Genomic DNA, 24086 nt, shown 5'->3' with positions numbered 1-24086 from the left:
CGAAAAATGCCCCGCAGCAATCTCTTGCTACAGGGCATGATGTAAAACGGCGTCTATATATTAAGAACCGATTCTAATTATAGTGCTGCAAGGCTTAAGCAGAAGCCTGCAATTGTCGCTGCCATAAGGTTAGACAACGTACCTGCAAGAACTGCTTTAACACCCATGCGAGCGATGTCACTACGACGGTTTGGTGCAAGGCTACCTAGACCACCAAGTAGAATCGCGATAGAAGAAAGGTTCGCGAAACCACATAGTGCGAATGAGATGATAGCTGTTGTCTTCTCAGACATTACTTCACCAGTTGCCGCGATTACTTGAGCGTTTTCACCTAGATATGGTGTGAAGTTCAAGTAAGCAACGAATTCGTTCACTACGATTTTCTGACCGATGAATGAACCAGCTGTTACAGCTTCTGCCCATGGAACACCGATTAGGAATGCTAGTGGAGAGAACGCGTAACCTAGGATTAGCTCTAGTGTTAGTTCTGGCATGCCGAACCAACCACCGATGCCACCTAGCATACCGTTGATTAGCGCGATTAGACCAACGAATGCGATTAGCATTGCACCTACGTTAAGCGCAAGTTGTAGACCAGAAGCCGCACCGCCCGCAGCTGCGTCGATTACGTTAACTGGTTTGTCGTCACCGCCGTCCATCGCTTCTTCGATACTTTCGTGAGGCTGGTCAGTCTCTGGGTGAAGGATTTTAGCGAACAGTAGACCACCTGGTGCTGCCATGAATGATGCCGCAACTAGGTACTCTAGTGGAACACCCATAGATGCGTAACCTGCTAGTACACCACCAGCAACAGAAGCTAGACCACCACACATTACCGCGAATAGCTCTGATTGAGTCATTTTTGGAACGAATGGGCGAACAACTAGAGGTGCCTCAGTTTGACCTACGAAAATGTTAGCTGCAGCTGACATTGATTCCGCACGAGAAGTGCCTAGCGCTTTTTGTAGTGCGCCACCAAGAATCTTGATAACCCATTGCATAACGCCAATGTAGTAAAGAACTGAAATCAGTGCAGAGAAGAAGATCAGTGTAGGAAGAACACGGAATGCGAAGATGAAACCGCCGCCGCCGAATACTTCGAACATCTTGTCAGAAACAAGACCACCGAACAGGAATGATGAACCATCGTTACCGTAGTTGATAACGTTAGAAACACCTGAAGAGAAACCGTTTAGTAGATCACGGCCCCAAGGTACATACAGAACAAATGCACCTAATGCGAATTGGATAGCGAATGCGCCACCCACAGTTCTAAAGTTGATAGCTTTTCGGTTGTTAGAAAATGCCACTGCAATCGCAAGAAGCACTACCATACCGATTAGGCTCATAAACAGGCTCATAGTTTATGACTTCCTTATAAGTTATTTATTGGCGTGTTACAAAATGGAGCTATAAAGCGGGGGCAATTATACTCATGCAGAATCAATTAAAGTAATGCCAGCCTCACACTTTCCTATAAGATTCATGATTGATTCAACCAGCTTTGTGAGTTAATTCACAATAAGCAGGAAAACGTTTTCGATTTCAAACCACATCTTTAGATTTTATTCACATATCGAGAAAGCAAAATTGCTATTTTTCCACAGTTGAGAGGCAATCGATTGCTTTCGGCCGTTATGCAACTCTACGAGCTCATTAAAGACGTGAATGAGTTTGGCTGGGTGATTTGACTCCCCTTGATATCCAAGTATAGGCATATCTGGTGCGTCTGTTTCGATTACTAGGTTTTCGAGTGGTAATTTTTGAATTGCGTCGCGTGTTTTCTTGGCTCTTGGGTAGGTAATCGTTCCTCCTACACCGATAAAAAAACCTAATTTGACCCACTCCATGGCTTGCTGATAACTCCCAGAAAAAGCGTGTAGCACACCACCTCTAGGGAGATTCGCCGCTTTCACCATTTGAATGAGGCGATTGTGCGCTTTTCGGCTATGTAAAATAACTGGGAGTTCGAAGCGTCTAGCCAGCTCAAATTGAACTTCAAGTATCTTTTCTTGCAACTGTGGATCAACATCAATGGCAAAATCTAAACCACACTCTCCTATTGCCACGCACTGCTGCCCTTTTTGATTTAGATAGCCTTCTAGCTCTGTAAGGTGCTGCTCAACGTTATCTTCAAGAAAATACGGATGAAAGCCGAGAGCATAATACAAATTGGCATGTTGCTCTGCCAAAGTTTGAATACGAGCCCAATTTTGCGGACCGACGGAAGGAATCAAAATTCTTGCGACGCCTTGCGTTTGAGCAAGCTCAAGTTGATGCGCAAAGTCATCTTGAAACACATCAAAATCAAAGTGGCAGTGCGTATCAAAGAGCTTCATCTTGACGCTTTTTATCTGTATCTGCGGGCAGAAAATCAGAGGATGGTTGGGCTTCACTCTTCTCTTTAGTTTGATGGGCAGGGTCTTTTCGATATGGGACGCAACTGCGTTTCTGGTCGGGGGTTAACCCCATTTCTTTACACCAATTGTCGTAACGCTTTAGCCCACGTTTAAACCAGTTCATATCTTATCCTTATATAAAAACGCCCTTGGCTAAGTTTATAGCCAAGGGCGTTTTAAAATCTAGTTTGCGTTAAGGCTTACCCTAACCGCACAAATTAGTGCTCGCGCGTCGCACGGAAATCAACGTCAGGGAAACGCTCTTTCGCTAAGTTTAAGTTAACCATTGTTGGAGCGATATACGTTAGGTTATCACCCCCATCCAATGCTAAGTTCGCTTGATTCTTGCGTTGGAACTCATCCAGTTTCTTCGCATCACCACACTCAACCCAACGCGCAGTTGCAACGTTAATGCCTTCATAAATCGCTTCAACGTTATACTCAGACTTCAAACGAGCCACAACAACATCAAACTGAAGTACACCAACGGCACCAACGATCAGATCGTTGTTCTGTAGAGGACGGAATACCTGTACCGCACCTTCTTCTGATAGCTGAACCAAACCTTTGAGAAGCTGCTTCTGCTTTAGTGGATCTTTCAGGCGAATACGACGGAATAGTTCCGGAGCGAAGTTCGGAATACCAGAGAACTTCAGTGATTCACCTTGCGTAAAGGTATCACCAATCTGAATAGTGCCGTGGTTGTGTAGACCAATGATGTCTCCGGCGTAAGCGTGTTCTGCACGTGCACGGTCACCAGCCATAAAGGTTACTGCATCAGAGATACTCACTTGCTTGCCAAGACGAACGTGGTTCATCTTCATACCTTGCGTGTAAGTGCCAGATACAATACGCATGAATGCGATACGGTCGCGGTGTTTTGGGTCCATGTTCGCTTGGATCTTAAATACGAAACCAGAGAACTTCTCTTCAGTCGCTTCAACTTCACGTTCAACCGCTTGACGAGTTTTCGGCGCTGGAGCCCATTCAGTTAGACCGTCTAGCATATGATCCACACCAAAGTTACCTAATGCAGTACCGAAGTAAACTGGCGTAAGATCACCTGTTAGGAACATTTCCAAATCAAACTCAGGGCAAGCACCCATAACAAGCTCAAGCTCTTCTCGAACACTTTCCGCAAGGCCTGCACCAACTTTTTCATCAAGCTCTGGGTTATCGAGACCTTTGATGATTCGAACTTCTTGAATCTCATGACCGTGACCTGATTCGTATAAAATCGTTTCATCACGGTGAATGTGGTACACACCTTTAAATTCTTTACCACAGCCGATTGGCCATGTAATTGGCGCACACATCATGCCCAACTCGTTTTCTACCTCGTCCAATACTTCCATTGGATCACGAACGTCACGGTCAAGTTTGTTCATGAAGGTTACGATTGGCGTGTCACGCAGACGCGTTACTTCCATCAGCTTACGTGTACGATCCTCGACACCTTTCGCCGCATCGATAACCATCAAACACGAGTCTACTGCCGTTAACGTACGGTATGTATCTTCCGAGAAGTCTTCGTGTCCAGGCGTATCAAGTAGGTTTACCAGACAGTCATTGTAAGGGAACTGCATTACAGAAGTGGTTACCGAGATACCACGTTCTTTTTCCATTTCCATCCAGTCTGATTTTGCGTGCTGTGCGTTACCACGACCTTTAACCGTACCTGCTTTTTGGATCGCGTTTCCGAATAAAAGGACTTTTTCAGTAATGGTGGTTTTACCCGCATCCGGGTGAGAAATAATAGCGAACGTTCTGCGCTTAGACACTTCGCCTAAAAAAAGGGGATTTGACATTAGTTAATCTTCTAAATTACTTTCATGCTCACAAAATAGGCAAGCATATCTACTATTCGATATTGTGCGGTATTCTCGCTTATTATCGCTGTGCTAGCAAACTGGAAAGACATGAACTGAATTTACTCGGCTCACCAGCCTTTACCTGCAACTAACAAGGGAAAGCCAGCGCCACACAAAGAGATGTAAAAATTCAAAAAATTGTTATTACATATTCAAAAGCCTCGAATCCGGATACGCATTTAAAGCATAAGTGTTGATGAGGTAATTAGTAACGGCCTAAAACTAACTCAAAAATAAGTAACTCATGATAATGGCGTCTTCCTTACCATTTCCCGATTTAGCTGGGTAATAGTTGTAACGACGGTCCACTTCATTAAAACCTGCTTGCTCATAAATATGGATAGCTGGGTGATTACTTTCACGCACTTCTAACCAAGCACTCTCTGCTTTGGCTTGTTCACAGTATTCAATAAACGCGTCCAGCAATTTTTGCCCTAGCCCTCTGCCCTGTTGAGAAGGCGCTACTGCAATATTTAATAGTGTCACTTCTCCAACAATATTCTGTCCATAGAAGTAACCAACCACTTGAGAGCCTTCCAGCATCACATGATGGCAAGCACCGCGACTGGATAAGTCACGAACCAAAGATTCGGCCCAAGGGTGAGAATGTGCTTGCTGCTCGATTTGCCAAACTTGGTCGAGGTGCTCTGCACGCATCGGCGTAATTTCAATTGTCACGCATTAGCTCCGTTAAGAGTACGAACAGATTTGTTGCCACAATGCGCGGCGCTGTTCGTTATTACCATCAATATCTTGTAATAGTGGCGAGACCAGGTGCTTTGCCTTGATGCTTTGATCAGCCTCACAGCCTGCAAACCACACCCACTCTAGCTGATGTTCACCCAGCATGGATAAGCGCTCAGGCTCTAGGTGTAGCGCATCATCAAGCGTGAGCTTAATGCTTTTTAATACGCGCTCAAACATCAATGCCGTCTCGTTTTCTGGACATATTGGCGATACCAATAGGAGTTTACATGAACTTTGCAAATCCAATAATGGCGATTGATAGCCTTCCAGTCTTTCAGGGTGTACCAGCTCCCATGTGCTGATCCCCATTTCACGTAAATACTGTTTCTCGTTAATTGACATTTTCCGTCACCTATTTGAACGAGGGCAATCCTATCAAATTATCGCGATTATACCTAAAGGACTTCAAGGAACACCTGAACACAATGAGATGGTTTGGATATTCCTGAACATAGCGTTTTGCCAACGGCCACACATTGGGTATGACATATGAGGTACATTATGAAATTCTTAAATACGCTACTACTTTGCACACTGGTAGCCGCCACCAGCGTGAGTGTTTTTGCTAATAACAGCGATGAGTGGGAGCTGATTGCAACGAAAACCGTTAACTTTCATACAGAAACAGATACCGTGACACCAAATAGCCTATTCCGAAACCGAAGCTTCAGTAAAATAAAACTAAAATGTGTGCAAGGAACGGTAGACATTAATGGTTTAAAAGTCGTCATGACAGATGGTAGTGAGAAAAAGCTTTCCTCTATGGGCGTACTAACAAGCGGATTGTCGACTCGTGCCTGGAGCCTTCCAGGTACAAAAGAAGCCAAGCTAAAACGGATTGAAATGACTTACAGTAGCTGGGGAAGCACAAAACTTAGCCTGCTAGGGGTAAGTAAAAAAGCGAAAATAGAGGTCTGGGGCAAAAAGAAAAGTAACCAGTCATCCTAACCTCCCTATCTCAGTTTTCAGTGAATAAGAAAGAAGCCCACTTAGTCGTGGGCTTCTTTCATTTACAGTTCAGAGAACTCTGGCGCATAGTCTATGCGTCCGGAGCGTCCAGCACATTGACCTTCGACCAACTCTGCGACTCGAAATGCACCTTTAGGGACATCCCAAGCACATTCAAAGCCCATCTCGTCGCATGATTGAAAACCCTGGCGCGCGTAATAATCAGGATCGCCCAACACCACACACACTGGGTAGCCAAAATCACGCAGTGAATCAAAACCTTCTTTGATCAACTCTGCAGCGATGCCTTGGCGACGGTAATCTTCATGAACAGCTAATGGCGCTAGCCCTTGCCATGACAAATCTTCACCATTTAAGGTCACAGGGCTAAATAAAGCATGGCCTATCACCTCTCCCTCATCTGTACACGCGACTAAGGAAAGCGTGAATTTGCTGTTTTCGCGCAAACGCATCACAAGCTCAGCTTCAGCTTCCGTCGGGAAGGCGTGTTTCAATAAGCGGTCAATGGTAAGAATGTCCGCTGGGGCTTCAGTTCGAATAAGCATTCGCTACTCCGGTTGGTTGTGCAGGCGCTTGAACTCCTTTCTGAACAAAATCAGCCAATTGATTCAAAGCGACTTGCATTGCTTTCGGTAACTGCTCTAAGTCGACACTGTCCATTAAGTTTTTCACTTCTAAGCCAAGCTCAGTATCACCTTCAATTGAAAGGCGACGTTGGAAGAACAGTGTGTCAGGGTCTTCTTTACGACCAGCAATCAGTACTAGGTCGTTTAGATTACCACTAAAACTCACATCTTCCTGAACTGGTTTTTCAGCTACCACCAATTTTTCGTCTTGATAGCTGATGTACCATGCTAAGTTCAAGTCTTTAATCGCAACTTTTAACCACTTGTCTTCAAGGAACTCAAAGTCACCATCTTCCAAGGCTTCTTTAAACACCATTTTTAGCCCTTCCAGCAACGCTTTTTGCTGAATTGGCTGTGGTAATAACTGGACTGGAGAACGCAAAATATTAGCTGCGTTCTTTACTAGTTGACTGCGAATCTTGTTTAACACGTTCATTATCCGTTACTTTGTCATTAGGTTGCTTATATTAAGCAATCGTGGCGATGAGATTACTGTTATGTATCAATAAAGTGCTTATTTTAGATTGGTGGTTTATTGCTCACTAACGCTTCTTTTTTTGAACTTACGTGTATTATTGATGCGAACAGGTGGATAAACACTTTTACAACCGTATTTTCAAAGTTATAGTTATCTGAGCGTATCCATGTGATTGTCGACTGCACAGCTAAAACCGCGAGCCCTTTAATGGCAGGTAACACTTTAGCTTGGTGGTAGACCGCCGCAGGCTTATCAGGGTGTCGCTTTTTATACACGGACGAATAATCTGGCTCATTGGAGATCGGTAATACCCTAATGCCTTCCCAGCAATTAAAACATTGGTTTGCCACGCTAACCTCAAATAGCCCTTTCTTCTTTGCCATTCTTGATAAAAAACACAATTATCGAATGGTAAGTGACCGTTACTGCGATATCGCAGGTTTAAGTCATGAGGAAATCGTCGGCTTAAACGATTGCCAAGTGCTGGGTGAACAGTTTTATAAGAAGCTTGCACCATACTATCAGCGCGCGTTCAAAGGGACACATGTCGAAGCCGAAATCACGCTCGATGAAACCGACCTTGAAACCAGTCTTCACTTTAGTCTTTCGCCAGTTTTTGAAGGTAACGACATTCGCTTTGTTGTTTTTCACGCTGTCGATACTTCAGAAAAGCAGATACTCGTTCGCTCCTTAGAAGAGTCCGAAAGTAAGTTTGCGAAGTTAACACAACTGCTACCAGACGGCTTACTGCTTATCGAAGATGATATTGTCATCTCTGCGAACCCCGCATCAGCGCGCCTTCTCGGACTTAACTCTCCTCATGAATTGTTGGGCGAAGAGCTAAGTCGTTTATTCATCGATGAAAACAGTAAAAAGGTATTTAGTCATCGATTGAGTACATTAATTTCTGACAAACCTTTTGTCTGCTTAACCAGTGCAAGATGCGGCTTTGAACGGAAAGTTCAGCTACACGCGGATTCCACGGCGATATTAGGTAGCGAATCTCAAATTATCCTAATCCAAGATGCTGATGATGCGCCCAAAAACCTGTCTTCTGCATCGAATGAAGACATACACATTGACTCGCTCACCAAACTCTACAACCGCTTTGGCTTCACCAAACGTTTGGAACAGCTGATCAAAAAGCAAACACCGCTTCTGGTGTTCTATTTGGATATCGATAACTTCAAAAACATTAATGACTCACTTGGTCACCATATTGGCGATAAAGTGATTCAAGAGGTATCGGCCCGTCTTAAACGGTTACTACCAAACCAAGCGATTATTGGTCATTTGGGTGGCGATGAGTTTGGCGTCATTCTGCCGGAGCCAGAAAACACCCGCATGGCTGAAATTTTGTCCGATCGCATTATCTCGTTGATCAACCAACCTTTCGACTTGCACCACTTCAGTAAACGCCTTGCCTGTTCAATTGGTAGCGTTCGATACCCTGAAGACGGACAAGATGCGCGAATCCTACTACAAAATGCCGATACTGCGATGTATGAAGCCAAAGATCGTGGTAGAAATCGTCTGATCAAATTTAACGATCAAATGAACAAAGAAGCGCGTATGCGTTTGTGGCTTGAAATCGAACTGCAAAAAGCATTGCAGCAGAACGGTTTGGAAGTGTGGTATCAACCTAAGGTTAACGCGCGAGACTTCAGTATCAACGGCGCAGAAGCGCTCGTTCGTTGGAAGCATCCAGTCGAAGGGTACATTAGTCCTGGCTCATTCATTCCTGTCGCCGAGCGCGCTGGGTTAATCGAACACCTTGGACGTGTCGTGATGCGTGATGTTTTCAATACGGTAAAACGTTGGAAACAACAGGGCATACTGCCAGGCCGTGTCGCCATCAACCTCTCTCCCGAGCAATTTGGCAACCCACAGCTGATCGACTTTATGGAAAAGTTGCTTCGCACTACCGAGCTTGATCCAAGCTGCATTACCTTCGAGCTAACCGAAAGTGCCGTGATGAGTGATAGCGAACATACACTGCAAATGTTGAATGCGATTAAAAAGCTTGGCTTCGCTCTCTCTATCGATGACTTTGGTACCGGCTACTCTTCTCTTTCCTACTTAGCGCGTTTCCCTATTGACGAGCTAAAAATCGACCGCGCTTTTATTAATGATATAGACACACTACCGAAACAAGTCACTGTGATTGAAAACATCATTAATCTGGGTAAGTCGCTCGACTTAACTGTCGTTGCCGAGGGGGTGGAAACCCACCAGCAAGCTACTTTGCTCTCTAACCTTCAATGTAATGCGATTCAAGGATTCCATTTTTATCGCCCACAGCCAAAACACGAAATTGAAGAGCTGTTTGTACAGAATCGTCGTCACAAGAACTAACCCCGACCCGATACCCTTACTCGCAAGGGGTAAATATCGACTTTATTGAGCTAAACCTAACTTAGGTCAATTTCGCTATTCATAATTCTTCATAAAATGCGGACACCTTTTTATTCTCAATGATTGTGAGCATATGGAACTCTTGTGTCCCGCGGGTAACCTGCCTGCGTTAAAAACTGCGATTGATTGCGGTGCCGATGCCGTCTACATTGGTTTCAAAGATGATACCAACGCCCGTCACTTTGCTGGCCTCAACTTTAACGGCAAAAAGTTAGAAAAAGCGGTGCAATACGTTCATGACCGCAATAAAAAAATTCATGTCGCGTTGAATACCTTCGCTCATCCCAATGGCTTCGAGCGCTGGACGAACGCAGTAGACAATGCAGCGGCACTGGGTGTAGACGCGCTGATTGTTGCAGACATTGCAGTGCTGGAGTACGCGGCTCGCAAATATCCCGATCTGGAACTACACCTTTCAGTGCAAGCATCAGCGACCAACGTCGCAGCCATTGATTTTTACAAACAAAACTTCAACGTAAAACGGGTAGTGCTACCCCGCGTTTTATCGATTCATCAGGTCAAACAGCTCTCACGCAACATCACTAGCGATGTCGAGTTAGAAGTCTTTGCTTTTGGTAGCCTTTGCATCATGTCTGAAGGTCGCTGCTACCTATCGTCATACATGACAGGCGAGTCTCCAAACACTGTGGGAGCATGCTCTCCAGCTAAGTACGTTCGCTGGCAAGAAACAGAAAATGGTCTGGAATCCCGCCTTAACGACATTTTGATCGATCGCTACAGCACCGGTGAAAATGCGGGCTACCCTACCTTGTGTAAAGGCCGTTTCGAAGCAGAAATCGAAGGCGAGAAAAAACGCTACCACGCACTGGAAGAACCAACCAGTTTGAACACCCTCTCTATGCTGCCAGAACTATTTGCTGCAAATGTGGCGTCTGTAAAAATTGAAGGTCGCCAACGTAGCCCAGCTTACGTAGAACAAGTCACTCGAACATGGCGAGCCGCGATTGACCGTTACCAAGCAAACCCAGAAGCTTATCAAGTCGAAGCGGCTTGGGATGCCGCATTGGCAAACGTGTCTGAAGGTACGCAGACCACACTTGGTGCTTATCACCGCAAATGGCAGTAGAGGTTAAGATGGATAATTCAATGAAATACGCGCTTGGCCCGCTGTTGTACTTCTGGCCAAAACAAGACATCGAAGCGTTTTATGAACAAGCGAAATCAAGCTCCGCGGACATCATCTATCTTGGGGAAACCGTATGCTCAAAACGTCGAGAAATGAAGCCTTCGCATTGGCTTGAAATAGCAAAAGAGCTGTCTGCATCTGGCAAGCAAGTGGTGCTATCAACAATGGCACTACTAGAAGCTCCGAGTGAAGTAAACATAATGAAGAAGTACATCGACAACGGTGACTTCGCGATTGAAGCAAATGACGTATCTGCTGTTCAATTGGCATCAGAGCATAAAGTGCCTTTCGTCGTTGGCCCTGCAATCAATACTTATAACGCACACACGCTCAACTTATTTTTGAAGCAAGGTATGATGCGTTGGTGCATGCCTGTCGAGCTCTCTCGCGAATGGTTAAACGATACTTTGGTTCAGTGTGACGAGCTTGGTATTCGTAACAAGTTTGAAGTTGAGGTATTTAGCCACGGTTATTTGCCTTTAGCATATTCCGCTCGCTGTTTCACAGCCCGAGCTGAAAACCTAGCGAAAGACGATTGCGAAACCTGCTGTATCAAATACCCTACGGGTATCCAGGTCAGCAGCCAAGAAGGACAAGAAGTCTTTAACCTTAACGGCATTCAAACGCAATCAGGGTATTGTTATAACCTGATCAATGACTTACCAAGTATGCAAGGCCTAGTTGATGTGGTCCGATTAAGCCCTCTCGGTGTGAGTACACTTTCTGAGTTAGAGCATTTTCGCTCAAACGAGCACGGCGACAACCCTGAAAAACTTGAAAGCCGCCAATGCAATGGCTATTGGCATCAGCTAGCTGGCTTAGAAGTAAAAAACATTTAGCTCCCCAAAAAAGAAAAGCGAGGCCCAACCTCGCTTTTCTCTATCAGCCATTGTTAACAGGCTTGCACTGTTGGCTCAGCCGAAGTTTCATTAAGCAGCTTTTTCACATCTCGCCACAACATACTGATCACGACCAAACTCAATGCAATGTTAGACAATGGGAAAGCTAACCAAATGCCTGTCACGCTGAAAAGTTTCGGCATAATGAATAAGAATGGCAACTGGACCAGCATGTTGCCTAGTGTTACAAACATAGCTTTGCTGCCTTTGTTTACTGATTGATAGTACGCGGCCGCCACAACTAAAAAACCATCTAAGAACAACGCAAACATGTGTAAACGAATCCCGATCACAGTGCTATCAATCAACTGTTGGTCAGCATTATTAAACACCGCAACCAGTTCGTACGGGAAAAGGTTCATCAAAACAACGAACGCCACCCCACCAAGCACAGATGTCCCCATCGCGACCTTTAATAACTTTCTGATGTTCTCCTGATTACGTGCACCGTGGTTGAAGCTCACTAAAGGCTGCATACCATTCGCAATTCCTTCGGCTATCAGATAGTAAACCGTCACGATGTACCCCAAAATGGCGTACGCTCCGATCAACATTGCACTTCCGTATTGAGCAAATAACGCGTTGTGCAGTGCCACCATCACAGAGCCGTAGGCGTACATAAAGAAACTTGATGTACCTATCATGATAATCTTTGGTGCAGCATCAACCTGAACTTTGAAGTCGCGGATACGAAGGCGTAATGTTGCTTTTGAAGTAAAGAAGTAACCAATACCGAGCACAGTGACCACTAATTGTGCAAGTGCAGTGGCAATAGCGGCTCCGGTTAACTCCCACTCCAACCAAGCAATAAATACGTAGTCTAATACGATGTTAATAACGGCACCGATGACCATCAAAATCGTTGCTAAGTTCGGGCTGTCGTCATTGCGTAACAGAAACGGAACTGCGATAGAACCCAACGTGAATACGCACGCGACAATCAGAATATGCAAATATTGCAGCGCAAGTTCAAACACTCGCCCTTCCGCACCTTGCCAGCGAATAAATTCATCCGAAAACAAGAACAATATTGTAGCAACGACCGGCATCAATGCCGCTAACAACGTCAATCCGGTCGTTAGGATTCGCTTAGCGCCTTCATGATCGTTCTCTCCTTGCTTGATCGAAGTCAGCGCGCCAGTCCCCACCCCAATCATTATTCCTATACCGAGGATCGAACCGATAATAGGCCACGCAACATTGATCCCAGCTAATCCGTCAGCGCCAACATAACGGCCAATAAAAATGCCATCAACTATTTGATACAAACCGTTTACGAGCATTGCTGCGACGGTTGGAATCGTATATTTCCAAAACTGTCTATAAATTGAGTTTTGCATGACTGTCACCAGTAGTTAGCAAAGCTAACCATTTAATTAGCAAGACTAACTAAATGGTTAAATTAAATAAAAGAAAGATGAAACAACAAAAACTAAACCATACAGCTGAGGCCTTTGCTTTAGTTTAAAATGACTTATTACTCAATGCTTTATTCAATAAAGCTTGTAACTGTTCAGCTTCTTGCTGATTTAATTGTTGCATCATTTGGTCAGAGATATCTTTGTACACTACCTGCTCCAAAGACATTTTTTCTGCGACTTCTTCCGTAAGCAACACACGCTTAGCACGAGCATCCTCATTACATGCGATGCGTTTCACCAAACCCTTTTTTTCCAAACGCACAACCATTGTCGATGCGGAAGGCTTAGTCACTTGCAGCTCTTCTGCAAGATCGGTTATTCGCACACCCTCAGGGTAAACCTGAATCACACGTAAATAATCGAACTCATTAAAGCTTAGATGTGATAATGGATCTTCTTTGGCATAGACACGCCAAGCTTTGGCGCAAAAACGCTCTAAATCAATCAAGCTTTCTTCTAATGCCATAAAAGCCACCACCACTTAGTTAGCAAGACTAACTATTTTAAATGAGTCACTCATCAAGTTCAATCATAAAAAAAGCCGCTCTCATCGAGCGGCTCTAAATCATTCAATTTCCAGCTTCTTGGCAGCCTTTAACTTGGCCAATCTATCTTGCTGTAATTGATCGTAAATTTGCGCCAACTCCAAGAAAGAATAGCGATGCTCAACATAATCGTAAACGTTGAACGAAATCGCGAGCTTATAAAGTGAGATGGCACTTGCGATATCACCTTCAAGCTGATTACGCTTTCCAAGGTAGAAATACGTTTCCGTCAATCGTTCAGCTAGGCGATAGTTCTCTCTCGTTCCATCCATAATTGCTTTAAGCGCGTCTTCGTCCGAGACGTCTCGTAGCATGATGGCAACAAGAACCCATCCCCACTCTTCACTACGATCTCGTAAATAACGCTGTTGAAGATTGGCTTTTGCTTGCTCTGGATTTTGCTCAGCTTCGATGATGTACAGCCATAATGAACGAAAAGGATCCGTTGGCATTTCTTGATAATGCTTGGTCATATCTTCTAAAGCGAGATCGATTCTGCCACCATAATACAGTGCAATCGCACGGTTGCGCTCAGCATAGGTATTATCAGGAGCCAACTCTATGGTCGAGTCAAACGCTTCATATGCCGCATCAAACTCTCCTACTTGGGTAAAGTATACTCCCAAAAGATTGAAGATGTCCGGCTGAGCAGGATTCAACTGCAAAGACTGGTTAAAGTCCAAACGGGCAAGATCACGTAAACCAACGCTGTCGTAGTAGCTACCGCGCTCATAATGCATTTTAGCGCGCACTTCATCACTAAGGTCGGGACGTTGTAGCAACTGCGAGAGACGCGCGATTTGTACTTCTTGTTGAACACTAGGCTGAAGTGGCACCGCCATCGGTGGATATAACCACTTTTGTGCTGATTGTTGAGAAGTATTTGCACAACCGGTCAGCGCGATAGCAACACATAAAATTGCGGTTTGAAACCATTTCACTAATTGATACTCCTGTTTGGACCGCTCAAGATTTATTTCTCTTAATGCAATATAGGCGATAACCTCGTTTGAGGTTAATACATCGAAACAAACCAAAAAAGGGGAGCGAAAATGCTCCCCTTTTATAACATGCTTTCAGGCCCTTAATCTAATAAAAGGCTGAAAGTCTCATTTTGTCTTACTCGTCTTTAGCAGCTGGTGCTTCAGCAGCAGCTTCTTCAGCTGGCTTTTCTACCGCTTCTTTCATGCTTAGACGTACACGGCCTTGGCGGTCGATTTCAAGAACTTTAACTTGAACTTCTTGACCTTCAGCTAGGTAGTCAGACACTTTCTCTACGCGTTTTTCTGCGATTTGAGAAATGTGTACAAGACCATCTTTGCCTGGAAGAACCGTTACGAATGCACCGAAGTCTGCTAGACGTGCAACTTTACCTGTGTAGATACGGCCCACTTCAACTTCAGCAGTGATCTCTTCGATACGGCGGATAGCTTCTTTCGCAGCAGTGCCTTCAGTTGCCGCAATCTTGATAGTACCGTCGTCTTCGATTTCGATAGTTGTACCAGTCTCTTCAGTTAGAGCACGGATAACTGCACCACCTTTACCGATAACGTCTTTGATCTTCTCAGCGCTGATCTTCATCGTGTGAATACGCGGAGCAAATTCAGAGATGTCTTCACGAGCACCAGAGATTGCTTCATCCATTACAGATAGGATGTGCTTACGTGCGCCTTGAGCTTGGTTAAGCGCAATTTGCATGATTTCTTTAGTGATGCCTTCGATCTTGATGTCCATTTGAAGTGCAGTGATACCAGTGTTAGTACCTGCTACTTTAAAGTCCATGTCACCTAGGTGGTCTTCATCGCCAAGGATGTCAGAAAGTACAACGAAATCGTCACCTTCTTTAACAAGACCCATTGCGATACCAGCAACAGATGCTTTGATTGGCACACCTGCGTCCATAAGTGCAAGAGAAGTACCACATACTGAAGCCATTGAAGATGAACCGTTAGATTCAGTGATTTCCGATACAACACGTACTGTGTATGGGAACTCATCAACAGAAGGCATTACTGCAGCAATACCACGCTTCGCCAGTTTACCGTGGCCGATTTCACGACGCTTAGGAGAACCTACAAAACCAGTTTCACCTACACAGTATGGAGGGAAGTTGTAGTGCAGTAGGAAGTGATCTTTACGCTCACCAGTTAGCTCATCGATGATTTGAGCATCACGCTGAGTACCTAGCGTTGCAGTAACGATCGCCTGAGTTTCACCACGAGTGAATAGCGCGCTACCGTGAGTACGAGGAAGAACACCAGTACGTACATCTAGTGCACGAACCATGTCTTTTTCACGGCCATCGATACGAGGGTTACCTGCAATAATACGGCTACGTACTACTGTCTTCTCTAGATCATGGAAGATAGTGTGGATTTCTTTTGTGTCTGCTTCAGGATCTTCAGCAAGAAGAACTTCATTTACTTCCGCAGCGATCTCATGGATGCGGTCGTAACGAGCCATTTTCTCAGTAATTTGGTAAGCTTCAACAAGTTTAGCTTCTGCTAGATCAGCAATCTTATTTTTAAGCGCTGTGTTCTCTTCAGGAGCAACCCAATCCCAAGCAGGAGTTGCAACTTCTGCTTTGAATTCGTTGATAGCTTGAATAGCAACTTGTTGTTGGTCATGACCATAAACAACCGCCGCTAGCATTTCTTCTTCAGTTAGGTTGTCCGCTTCTGACTCAACCATCAGTACTGCTGACTCTGTACCTGCAACAACAAGGTCAAGCTTAGAAGTTTCTAGTTCAGTTTGGCTAGGGTTAAGTACAAGCTGACCATCGATATGACCAACACGCGCCGCACCGATAGGGCCGTTGAATGGAATGCCAGAGATAGCAAGAGCAGCAGAAGTACCGATCATTGTAACGATATCTGGCTGAACATCTGGGTTTACAGACATTACTGTCGCGATAACCTGAACTTCGTTTTTAAACGCGTCTGGGAATAGCGGACGGATTGGACGGTCGATTAGACGAGCTGTTAGCGTTTCGCCTTCAGAAGGACGACCTTCACGTTTGAAGAAGCCGCCTGGGATTTTACCCGCAGCGTAAGTACGCTCTTGGTAGTTAACCGTTAGTGGGAAGAAGTCTTGACCTGCAACGGCTTCTTTTTTACCTACAACAGATACGAATACAGACGTATCATCCATTGTGACCATAACTGCTGCTGTAGCTTGACGTGCAATAACGCCAGTTTCTAAAGTAACTGTGTGGTTACCGTACTGGAACGTTTTAACAACTGGTTTTTCGAACATTGTTATTCCTTGTTTCTAATCTTCCTTTAGTGCTTAAAGAAATCTTAGATGTGTTAATTGACACTCAAGGCATTACGAATCGCGACTAGTAAAAAGAAACTCGGAAATTCCTTTTGAATAGTCGCGACCTTTTGGTCGACGTGGTTGACTGTAATGCTATGAGCTTTTGAGAAAACCTCTTACAAGGTTTAGCCGCCAGTATTATAACGGCATAAGTCTAATTTGGCTAAATTTAGGCAACAAAAAAGGGGCATAAAGCCCCTTTTTAGACAAACTGCTATGCAGTCGCTGATTAGCGACGTAGGCCTAGACGTTTGATTAGGTCTTGGTAGCGAGCTAGGTTTTTACCTTTTAGGTAATCTAGAAGCTTACGACGACGAGAAACCATGCGTAGAAGACCACGACGGCTGTGGTGATCGCCTTTGTGCGCTTTGAAGTGACCTTGTAGGTGGTTGATAGAAGCTGTAAGTAGAGCTACTTGAACTTCTGGTGAACCAGTGTCGCCTTCGCCTTGTGCGTATTCTGCAACGATTGCTGCTTTAGTTTCTGCATTCAGAGACATAATTCTCTCCTAATAAGAGTAGGTTTAAAGTTGTAGCAGCCAATCTCTGATTCAGCCGCTACGCGAAGCGCGGATTATAGGGAAATTTCCTATCTCGTGCAATATAAAAATACCGACACTCAGGTCGGTATTTTCAATCATTTACTTGGATGCAACGTCATCTCGGAACACGACCAATCGCTTAGGAGCGATTTTGCCATCTTCGTTCATTTCGCCAACGCCAATAAATAAGCGTTCTTCACCCATAGTAAGGCGAAGTGAGCCCTCTGTCGGAGCACCAAATACTTGAACGGGCTGCCCATGTTGGACCATATCCGCCAGTTCAGGCACCAAGTTGACTTCTGGTAAGTCTTCTACCGCTGTATCCATTGGCAAAAGTAGCGGGTCCAGTAGTTCTCGAGGCGCTCGTTCCTCGCGGTGAGCTTGCTCTAGCAACTCATTTAGTTGCTCAAGTGTTACCATATTCTCGTAAGGGTATTTAGCCACACCAGTACGACGAAGCATAGTTACGTGCGCACCACAACCTAACATTTCGCCCAGATCATCAACGATAGTACGAATATAGGTACCTTTAGAGCAGTGCACTTCCATCTCTACTTCATCGCCTTCAAAACGGTGAAGAACAATCTCATATACCGTGATCTTACGAGATTCACGCGGAACTTCGATGCCTTTACGAGCGTATTCATACAAGGGTTTACCTTGATACTTCAACGCAGAGAACATGGAAGGCACTTGATCAGATTCACCACGGAACTGATCGATGCACGCTTCTAGCTTGTCTAACGTAACATCGACTGGACGCGTCTCTACAACTTCACCATCCGAGTCAGACGTATTGGTACGTTCACCCAGCTTTGCGATCACGCGGTAGCGTTTATCAGAATCAAGAAGAAACTGAGAAAATTTTGTCGCTTCACCCAAGCAAATTGGCAGCATGCCTGTCGCTAATGGGTCCAAGGCTCCAGTGTGGCCTGCTTTCTCGGCAAAGTAGATTCGCTTTACTTTTTGCAGTGCATCATTGGAAGAGATACCTGTTGGTTTGTCCAACAGTATAACGCCATTAATTGGACGACCTTTACGACGACGAGCCATTATTCTTCGTCCTCACGACCAGAATCTTTTTGCTTTTGTTTGTCTGAACTAACGACTTCAGACACTAGGTTAGACATACGCATACCTTCAACAAGCGTATTGTCATAGTGGAAGCGGATTTCTGGCGTTAAACGTAGACGAATACGCTTACCTAACATCATGCGAATGTGCACTTCGTGCTCACGTAGCGCTGCTAGACATGATTCAGGTGTTTGCTCACCCACACATAGGAAGGTCACAAATACTTTTGCGTAAGCTAGGTCACGAGAGACTTCTACGTCTGAGATCGTCACCATGCCAAGGCGAGAGTCACGAACTTCACGTTGAAGGATCATCGCTAGTTCTTTTTGCAGCTGCTGTGCAACGCGCTGCGTGCGGCTAAATTCTTTTGACATATCTTTACTCTTATATAGAAAGAATGGGGGGTTGGTCAAAGCCAGCCCCCCATGGTGTATTCAACAACCAATTACTACTTATCTTTCAAAGACAATATTAGTAATTTTAGTCAATTAGTCTAGAGTACGTTTAATTTCAACGATTTCGAAGACTTCGATTTGGTCACCAACGCGAACATCATTGTAGTTCTTAACGCCGATACCACATTCGTAGCCATTCTTAACTTCTTGAACGTCATCTTTGAAACGACGCAGTGACTCTAGTTCACCTTCGTAAATAACAACGTTATCACGTAGTACACGGATTGGGTTGTTACGCTTGATCACACCTTCTGTAACCATACAACCAGCGATAGCGCCCAGTTTCGGTGACTTAAACACGTCACGAACTTCAGCAAGACCAATGATCTCTTGCTTGAATTCTGGAGCAAGCATACCGCCCATTGCTTGTTTCACTTCGTCAATCAATTGGTAAATGATTGAGTAGTAACGTAAGTCAACAGCTGCGGCTTCAACAGCACGACGAGCAGAAGCATCTGCACGAACGTTAAAGCCAAGGATGATTGCGTTTGAAGCTTCCGCTAGTACTACGTCAGTTTCCGTAATACCACCAACACCAGAACCAACGATGTTCACTTTAACTTCGTCAGTAGATAGCTTAACTAGTGAGTCTGCGATTGCTTCTACAGAACCTTGAACGTCTGCTTTAAGTACAACGTTAAGTTCAGCAACTTCACCAGCAGTCATGTTAGAGAACATGTTCTCTAGTTTAGATTTCTGCTGACGAGCAAGTTTCACTTCACGGAACTTACCAGCACGGTAGTTAGCTACTTCACGCGCTTTACGCTCGTCACGAACTACTGTTGCTTCATCACCTGAAGATGGTACACCTGAAAGACCTAGGATCTCTACAGGGATAGATGGGCCAGCCGAAGTAATTTCTTTACCTAGCTCATCACGCATTGCACGAACACGGCCGTATTCTTGACCACAAAGAACGATGTCGCCTTTGTTTAGTGTACCTGATTGAACAAGTACTGTTGCAACTGGACCACGACCTTTATCTAGGCGAGATTCAACAACAACACCAGATGCCATGCCTTCAGCTACAGCTGTAAGTTCAAGAACTTCAGACTGAAGAAGGATTGCTTCTAGAAGACCATCGATGTTTGTACCCTGTTTAGCAGAGATGTGAACGAACATGTTCTCACCGCCCCACTCTTCAGGAATAACGTCGTATTGAGCAAGCTCGTTCTTAACGTTATCTGGGTTCGCGTCTTCTTTATCGATCTTGTTCACAGCAACAATTAGAGGAACGCCTGCCGCTTTCGCGTGCTGAATCGCTTCTACTGTTTGTGGCATTACGCCATCGTCTGCTGCAACTACAAGAACAACGATATCTGTCGCTTGAGCACCACGAGCACGCATTGCAGTAAACGCTGCGTGTCCAGGAGTATCAAGGAACGTGATCATGCCGTTGTCTGTTTCAACGTGGTACGCACCAATGTGCTGAGTAATACCACCCGCTTCGCCAGAAGCAACGTGTGTGCGACGGATGTAGTCAAGTGTTGACGTTTTACCGTGGTCAACGTGACCCATGATAGTAACAACTGGAGCACGTGGAACTGCTTCCGCGTTAGTGTCACGGTCAGATAGTACCGCTTCTTCCAGTTCGTTCTCTTTACGAAGAACTACTTTATGGCCCATTTCTTCAGCAACAAGTTGTGCTGTTTCTTGGTCGATCACTTGGTTGATAGTCGCCATAGCGCCCATCTTCATCATTACTTTGATAACTTCTGTCGCTTTAACCGACATCTTGTTAGCAAGTTCTGATAGAACGATCGTTTCGCCAATTACAACGTCTTGCTTAGCAACCGTTGCTGACTTATCAAACCCGTGCTGCATTGAAGTCGGCTTAGCAAGTTTGCCCTTACGACCTCTACCGCCACGTTGGTTGTTACGGCCACCGCGAGCTTGGTCGTCTTTACCCGAAGCTGCTTTTTTCTTCTTACGACGACCGCCTTCTACTTTGCGATCTGCTTCATCTTCGGCTTCACGTGCGTATTGTGAAGTCGTTACATGGTAATCTGTATCTTCCATATCACCCTTTTTCTCTTCTGCAGCAGACCAACGCTCTTTATTCTTTTCAGCCAATTCGCGAGCTTCTTCAAGCTTGCGCTGACTTTCCTCTTCAGCCTTACGCTTAGCTTCTTCTTCCTGACGACGTTTAAGCTCGTCGGCCTCTTTTCGCGCTGCTTCTTGCTTAATTTTCTCTTCAGCATCACGCTTTGCTTTTTCTTCAGCATTACGTTGTGCATTCGTATCTACGTCTCGCTTCGCTTTTTCTTCAGCTTCACGTTTCGCTTTTTCTTCCGCTTCACGTTTTGCAGCTTCTTCAGCTTCACGTTTCGCAGCTTCTTCAGCTTCACGTTTTGCAGCTTCTTCTGCTGCACGTTTTGCTGCTTCTTCTGCTTCACGTTGTGCTGCTTCTTCAGCTTCACGTTTCGCTTCATCTTCAATTGTGCTGCGCTTCACGTATGTACGTTTTTTGCGCACCTCAACCTGAACATTCTTACTCTTACCACCACCCGCGTTCACACTAAGTGTACTACGAGTTTTACGCTGAAGCGTAAGGCGAGTCGGCTCTGAATCACCTGATTTATCACCGTGTTCTTTCTTTAAATGAGAGAGAAGCTTCTGCTTCTCTTCATCAGTAACATTGTCAGAGCTCGCCTTTTTAATGCCAGCGTCAGCAAGTTGTTCAATCAAGCGGTCGACTGGCGTACCAATCTCATCACTCAGTGCTTTAACTGTTAATTGTGTCATGCCGCTTCCTCCTTGCCGAAAATTATGCTTCTTCGCCGAACCAACAGATGTTACGTGCGGCCATAATTAGCTCACCTGCACGTTCTTCGGTCAGGCCTTCGATACCTTCTAAATCGTCAATACCTTGGTCAGCAAGATCTTCCAGTGTCGCTACACCTTTCGCTGCCAATTTAAATGCCATCTCACGCTCAAGACCTTCAAGTGCAAGTAGGTCCTCAGCTGGTTCTAGACCTTCAAAAGACTCTTCTTGTGCTAGTGCGATCGTCGTTAGTGCATCTTTTGCACGTCCACGAAGCTCTTCGATTAGTTCTTCATTCAAACCATCGATTTCTAGTAGCTCGTTAACTGGCACGTATGCGATTTCTTCTAGCGTTGAGAAACCTTCTTCAACAAGAAGTTGAGCGAAGTCTTCTTCAATATCTAGGTACTTCATGAAGTTTTCAATAGATGCTTGTGATTCTTCAGCGTGTTTCTTCTGAAGATCAGCAACTGTCATAACATTCAGTTCCCAACCTGTTAGTTGAGATGCTAGACGCACGTTTTGACCGTTACGACCGATAGCTTGCGCTAGGTTGTCAGCTTCAACTGCGATGTCCATTGAGTGTGCATCCTCATCAACGATGATAGAAGCAACATCAGCTGGCGCCATTGCGTTGATAACGAATTGAGCTGGGTTATCATCCCAAAGCACAATATCGATACGCTCCCCACCAAGTTCGCCAGAAACAGCTTGTACACGTGCACCACGCATACCAACACACGCACCTACAGGGTCGATACGTTTGTCATTTGTTTTGACAGCGATCTTAGCGCGAGAACCAGGATCACGTGCCGCGCCTTTCAACTCGATAATATCTTCTGCGATTTCAGGCACTTCAACACGGAACAGTTCTGCCAACATTTCTGGCTTAGAACGAGTGATGAACAATTGGAAACCACGTGCTTCAGGCGCGACTTTGTAAAGAAGGCCACGTACACGGTCGCCTGGACGGAAGTTTTCACGAGGAAGTTGGTCATCACGCAGGATTACCGCTTCAGCGTTATTACCAAGATCAAGCACGATTGTGTCACGGTTTACTTTTTTCACGACACCAGTGATTAGATCACCTTCATTGTCGATGAACTGTTCAACGATTTGTGCGCGCTCAGCTTCACGAACTTTTTGTACGATAACTTGCTTAGCAGTTTGAGTCGTAATACGGTCAAACGTTACTGATTCGATTTCGTCTTCTACGTAGTCGCCAAGCTCGATTGAGTCATCTTCGTATTGCGCTGCTTCTAGTGAGATCTCTTTTGTAGGGTTCTCAACGTCATCAACAACTAACCAACGGCGGTAAGTTACAAACTCACCGGTTTTACGGTCAATGGCAACACGTACGTCGATTTCGATTTCGTATTTTTTCTTTGTAGAAGTTGCTAGAGCAATCTCAAGAGCCTCAAAGATACGCTCACGAGGTACCGCTTTTTCGTTCGATACCGCTTCTGCTACCGCTAAAATTTCTTTACTCATTGTATTTAGCCTCTAAGCTTAAACTTTTTTAGGGAACTAAAATTTAGGGATCAGGTTAGCTTTGGAAATGTTACTTAGAGCAAACTCTTCTTGCTGACCGTCTACAGTAATTGTCACTGTTTCGCCATCAACACCGTGGATAATACCTTTCCACTTACGACGGTTTGCTACAGCCATTTTCAATACGATGCTGACCTCGTGACCAATAAATTGCTCGTAATGTGCTGCTTTAAAAAGTGGTCTTTCTAAACCTGGAGAAGACACTTCTAGGCTGTAAGCAACAGAAATTGGATCTTCAACGTCTAAAACTGCACTAACTTGGTGGCTAACTTCTGCACAGTCGTCTACGTTAATACCATTTTCATGGTCAATGTAGATACGTAACGTTGAGTGCGCGCCTGCACGAATGAATTCTAATCCAACTAACTCATAACCTGATGCCGCTACTGGCGCGTCAAGCATTTCAGTAAGTTGTCTTTCTAAACCAGTCATTTAACCACTCCAGAAACAAAAAAAGGGCTCAGAGCCCAATCAAAAAACCAAGCAGTATCTGAGCTATTTCAAAAAGCTCAGATAACAAAAAACCCCGATAGTCGGGGTTTTATGCTGCTGGACCCTGATACGTTAAGAATAGCCAACAATTGCTTTTCTTAACTCGTAGTGTGGTTAGCACTACGCAAACTTGCCAATCTACGATTTCCTTTTAAAGAAAGAGATTGGTTGCGGGGGCCGGATTTGAACCGACGACCTTCGGGTTATGAGCCCGACGAGCTACCAAGCTGCTCCACCCCGCGTCCGACTTGCTGAGCATTATACTCGCAAACAAGTGATTTACAAGTTTGTAAATACATGGTGCCGAGAGAGGGACTCGAACCCTCACACCTAAGGCACTAGCACCTCATGCTAGCGTGTCTACCAATTTCACC

Annotated in this window: 22 protein-coding genes and 1 tRNA gene; 4 read left to right on the top strand and 19 right to left on the bottom strand. The window is 44.9% G+C overall.

Annotated features, from left to right (window positions below):
- Nucleotides 1-77 precede the first annotated feature (77 nt).
- From R8O11_RS20635 to R8O11_RS20610, 6 genes are all read right to left on the bottom strand, one after another.
- The gene (locus R8O11_RS20635) at nucleotides 78-1361 is read right to left on the bottom strand and encodes a NupC/NupG family nucleoside CNT transporter (RefSeq protein ID WP_005380131.1); all 1284 of its coding nucleotides are present in this window, start codon (nucleotides 1359-1361) and stop codon (nucleotides 78-80) included.
- Nucleotides 1362-1565: 204 nt separating this feature from the next.
- Nucleotides 1566-2339, bottom strand: a complete 774-nt coding sequence (locus R8O11_RS20630; protein WP_005380129.1) for a TatD family hydrolase — start codon at nucleotides 2337-2339, stop codon at nucleotides 1566-1568.
- The gene (locus R8O11_RS20625; protein ID WP_064376469.1) at nucleotides 2326-2523 is read right to left on the bottom strand and encodes a DUF5363 family protein; all 198 of its coding nucleotides are present in this window, start codon (nucleotides 2521-2523) and stop codon (nucleotides 2326-2328) included. The genes R8O11_RS20630 and R8O11_RS20625 overlap by 14 nt, the downstream gene beginning before the upstream one ends.
- A 94-nt stretch (nucleotides 2524-2617) precedes the next feature.
- A complete protein-coding gene (gene prfC / locus R8O11_RS20620) occupies nucleotides 2618-4207 on the bottom strand; it encodes a peptide chain release factor 3 (protein WP_005380123.1) in 1590 nt (529 codons plus the stop codon).
- A 285-nt stretch (nucleotides 4208-4492) separates the two neighbouring features.
- Nucleotides 4493-4948: a ribosomal protein S18-alanine N-acetyltransferase gene (gene rimI / locus R8O11_RS20615; RefSeq protein ID WP_005380122.1), complete on the bottom strand. Its 456-nt coding sequence runs from the start codon at nucleotides 4946-4948 to the stop codon at nucleotides 4493-4495.
- Nucleotides 4949-4960: 12 nt separating this feature from the next.
- Entirely contained in the window at nucleotides 4961-5359 is a 399-nt protein-coding gene (locus tag R8O11_RS20610) for a DNA polymerase III subunit psi (RefSeq protein ID WP_064376540.1), read from the bottom strand.
- A gap of 159 nt (nucleotides 5360-5518) precedes the next feature.
- Between R8O11_RS20610 and R8O11_RS20605 the strand changes: the two genes are divergently transcribed.
- The gene (locus R8O11_RS20605; protein WP_064376539.1) at nucleotides 5519-5965 is read left to right on the top strand and encodes a hypothetical protein; all 447 of its coding nucleotides are present in this window, start codon (nucleotides 5519-5521) and stop codon (nucleotides 5963-5965) included.
- A 62-nt stretch (nucleotides 5966-6027) separates the two neighbouring features.
- Here R8O11_RS20605 and R8O11_RS20600 read toward each other — a convergent pair whose 3' ends face one another.
- Both R8O11_RS20600 and ubiT read right to left on the bottom strand, forming a co-directional pair.
- A complete protein-coding gene (locus R8O11_RS20600; protein WP_005380119.1) occupies nucleotides 6028-6531 on the bottom strand; it encodes a GNAT family N-acetyltransferase in 504 nt (167 codons plus the stop codon).
- A complete protein-coding gene (ubiT, locus tag R8O11_RS20595; protein WP_005394645.1) occupies nucleotides 6515-7042 on the bottom strand; it encodes a ubiquinone anaerobic biosynthesis accessory factor UbiT in 528 nt (175 codons plus the stop codon). Before ubiT ends, R8O11_RS20600 begins: the two co-directional genes overlap by 17 nt.
- 363 nt (nucleotides 7043-7405) lie before the next feature.
- On the opposite strand from ubiT, the gene R8O11_RS20590 reads away from it, so the two are divergent.
- From R8O11_RS20590 to R8O11_RS20580, 3 genes are all read left to right on the top strand, one after another.
- On the top strand, nucleotides 7406-9445 hold the full coding sequence (locus R8O11_RS20590) for a bifunctional diguanylate cyclase/phosphodiesterase (protein WP_248393840.1): 2040 nt from the start codon (nucleotides 7406-7408) through the stop codon (nucleotides 9443-9445).
- A 133-nt stretch (nucleotides 9446-9578) separates the two neighbouring features.
- Nucleotides 9579-10592, top strand: coding sequence for a ubiquinone anaerobic biosynthesis protein UbiU (ubiU, locus tag R8O11_RS20585; protein WP_005380110.1), 1014 nt, complete (start codon nucleotides 9579-9581; stop codon nucleotides 10590-10592).
- Nucleotides 10593-10612: 20 nt separating this feature from the next.
- A complete protein-coding gene (locus R8O11_RS20580) occupies nucleotides 10613-11491 on the top strand; it encodes a U32 family peptidase (RefSeq protein ID WP_005380107.1) in 879 nt (292 codons plus the stop codon).
- 53 nt (nucleotides 11492-11544) lie between these two features.
- Here R8O11_RS20580 and R8O11_RS20575 read toward each other — a convergent pair whose 3' ends face one another.
- The 11 genes from R8O11_RS20575 to R8O11_RS20525 form a co-directional block, all read right to left on the bottom strand.
- Nucleotides 11545-12891 carry an MATE family efflux transporter gene (locus tag R8O11_RS20575; RefSeq protein WP_318194400.1) on the bottom strand — a complete coding sequence of 449 codons (1347 nt, stop codon included), beginning with the start codon at nucleotides 12889-12891 and terminating at the stop codon, nucleotides 11545-11547.
- A 124-nt stretch (nucleotides 12892-13015) separates the two neighbouring features.
- Nucleotides 13016-13438, bottom strand: coding sequence for a MarR family winged helix-turn-helix transcriptional regulator (locus R8O11_RS20570; RefSeq protein ID WP_005380103.1), 423 nt, complete (start codon nucleotides 13436-13438; stop codon nucleotides 13016-13018).
- A gap of 99 nt (nucleotides 13439-13537) precedes the next feature.
- Nucleotides 13538-14458 carry a lipoprotein NlpI gene (nlpI, locus tag R8O11_RS20565; protein WP_005380101.1) on the bottom strand — a complete coding sequence of 307 codons (921 nt, stop codon included), beginning with the start codon at nucleotides 14456-14458 and terminating at the stop codon, nucleotides 13538-13540.
- 178 nt (nucleotides 14459-14636) lie between these two features.
- Nucleotides 14637-16772, bottom strand: a complete 2136-nt coding sequence (pnp, locus tag R8O11_RS20560; protein ID WP_005380098.1) for a polyribonucleotide nucleotidyltransferase — start codon at nucleotides 16770-16772, stop codon at nucleotides 14637-14639.
- A 292-nt stretch (nucleotides 16773-17064) separates the two neighbouring features.
- Entirely contained in the window at nucleotides 17065-17334 is a 270-nt protein-coding gene (gene rpsO / locus R8O11_RS20555) for a 30S ribosomal protein S15 (RefSeq protein ID WP_005380094.1), read from the bottom strand.
- A 141-nt stretch (nucleotides 17335-17475) separates the two neighbouring features.
- Entirely contained in the window at nucleotides 17476-18429 is a 954-nt protein-coding gene (gene truB / locus R8O11_RS20550) for a tRNA pseudouridine(55) synthase TruB (protein WP_017820421.1), read from the bottom strand.
- The gene (rbfA, locus tag R8O11_RS20545; protein WP_005380087.1) at nucleotides 18429-18824 is read right to left on the bottom strand and encodes a 30S ribosome-binding factor RbfA; all 396 of its coding nucleotides are present in this window, start codon (nucleotides 18822-18824) and stop codon (nucleotides 18429-18431) included. The genes truB and rbfA overlap by 1 nt, the downstream gene beginning before the upstream one ends.
- Nucleotides 18825-18938: 114 nt before the next feature.
- A complete protein-coding gene (gene infB, locus R8O11_RS20540) occupies nucleotides 18939-21650 on the bottom strand; it encodes a translation initiation factor IF-2 (protein ID WP_005380086.1) in 2712 nt (903 codons plus the stop codon).
- A 22-nt stretch (nucleotides 21651-21672) separates the two neighbouring features.
- Complete coding sequence (gene nusA, locus R8O11_RS20535) at nucleotides 21673-23160, bottom strand: transcription termination factor NusA (protein ID WP_005380084.1); 1488 nt, start codon at nucleotides 23158-23160, stop codon at nucleotides 21673-21675.
- A 36-nt stretch (nucleotides 23161-23196) separates the two neighbouring features.
- The gene (gene rimP, locus R8O11_RS20530; protein WP_005386424.1) at nucleotides 23197-23652 is read right to left on the bottom strand and encodes a ribosome maturation factor RimP; all 456 of its coding nucleotides are present in this window, start codon (nucleotides 23650-23652) and stop codon (nucleotides 23197-23199) included.
- Nucleotides 23653-23877: 225 nt separating this feature from the next.
- Nucleotides 23878-23954: transfer RNA gene (locus R8O11_RS20525), tRNA-Met, on the bottom strand.
- Nucleotides 23955-24086: the final 132 nt, after the last annotated feature.

This window comes from Vibrio sp. 1288 (assembly GCF_033344475.1).
The sequence above is the reverse complement of the archived record's forward strand: the minus strand, read 5'-3'. Positions and strand labels throughout refer to the sequence as shown.

Bases quoted from the DNA above. Each gene is read 5' to 3' on its own strand.
- R8O11_RS20635 (WP_005380131.1), bottom strand. From the start codon at position 1,361: ATGAGCCTGTTTATGAGCCTAATCGGTATGGTAGTGCTTCTTGCGATT.
- R8O11_RS20630 (WP_005380129.1), bottom strand. From the start codon at position 2,339: ATGAAGCTCTTTGATACGCACTGCCACTTTGATTTTGATGTGTTTCAA.
- R8O11_RS20625 (WP_064376469.1), bottom strand. From the start codon at position 2,523: ATGAACTGGTTTAAACGTGGGCTAAAGCGTTACGACAATTGGTGTAAA.
- prfC (WP_005380123.1), bottom strand. From the start codon at position 4,207: ATGTCAAATCCCCTTTTTTTAGGCGAAGTGTCTAAGCGCAGAACGTTC.
- R8O11_RS20610 (WP_064376540.1), bottom strand. From the start codon at position 5,359: ATGTCAATTAACGAGAAACAGTATTTACGTGAAATGGGGATCAGCACA.
- R8O11_RS20605 (WP_064376539.1), top strand. From the start codon at position 5,519: ATGAAATTCTTAAATACGCTACTACTTTGCACACTGGTAGCCGCCACC.
- R8O11_RS20600 (WP_005380119.1), bottom strand. From the start codon at position 6,531: ATGCTTATTCGAACTGAAGCCCCAGCGGACATTCTTACCATTGACCGC.
- R8O11_RS20590 (WP_248393840.1), top strand. From the start codon at position 7,406: ATGCCTTCCCAGCAATTAAAACATTGGTTTGCCACGCTAACCTCAAAT.
- ubiU (WP_005380110.1), top strand. From the start codon at position 9,579: ATGGAACTCTTGTGTCCCGCGGGTAACCTGCCTGCGTTAAAAACTGCG.
- R8O11_RS20580 (WP_005380107.1), top strand. From the start codon at position 10,613: ATGAAATACGCGCTTGGCCCGCTGTTGTACTTCTGGCCAAAACAAGAC.
- R8O11_RS20575 (WP_318194400.1), bottom strand. From the start codon at position 12,891: ATGCAAAACTCAATTTATAGACAGTTTTGGAAATATACGATTCCAACC.
- R8O11_RS20570 (WP_005380103.1), bottom strand. From the start codon at position 13,438: ATGGCATTAGAAGAAAGCTTGATTGATTTAGAGCGTTTTTGCGCCAAA.
- pnp (WP_005380098.1), bottom strand. From the start codon at position 16,772: ATGTTCGAAAAACCAGTTGTTAAAACGTTCCAGTACGGTAACCACACA.
- rpsO (WP_005380094.1), bottom strand. From the start codon at position 17,334: ATGTCTCTGAATGCAGAAACTAAAGCAGCAATCGTTGCAGAATACGCA.
- truB (WP_017820421.1), bottom strand. From the start codon at position 18,429: ATGGCTCGTCGTCGTAAAGGTCGTCCAATTAATGGCGTTATACTGTTG.
- rbfA (WP_005380087.1), bottom strand. From the start codon at position 18,824: ATGTCAAAAGAATTTAGCCGCACGCAGCGCGTTGCACAGCAGCTGCAA.
- infB (WP_005380086.1), bottom strand. From the start codon at position 21,650: ATGACACAATTAACAGTTAAAGCACTGAGTGATGAGATTGGTACGCCA.
- nusA (WP_005380084.1), bottom strand. From the start codon at position 23,160: ATGAGTAAAGAAATTTTAGCGGTAGCAGAAGCGGTATCGAACGAAAAA.
- rimP (WP_005386424.1), bottom strand. From the start codon at position 23,652: ATGACTGGTTTAGAAAGACAACTTACTGAAATGCTTGACGCGCCAGTA.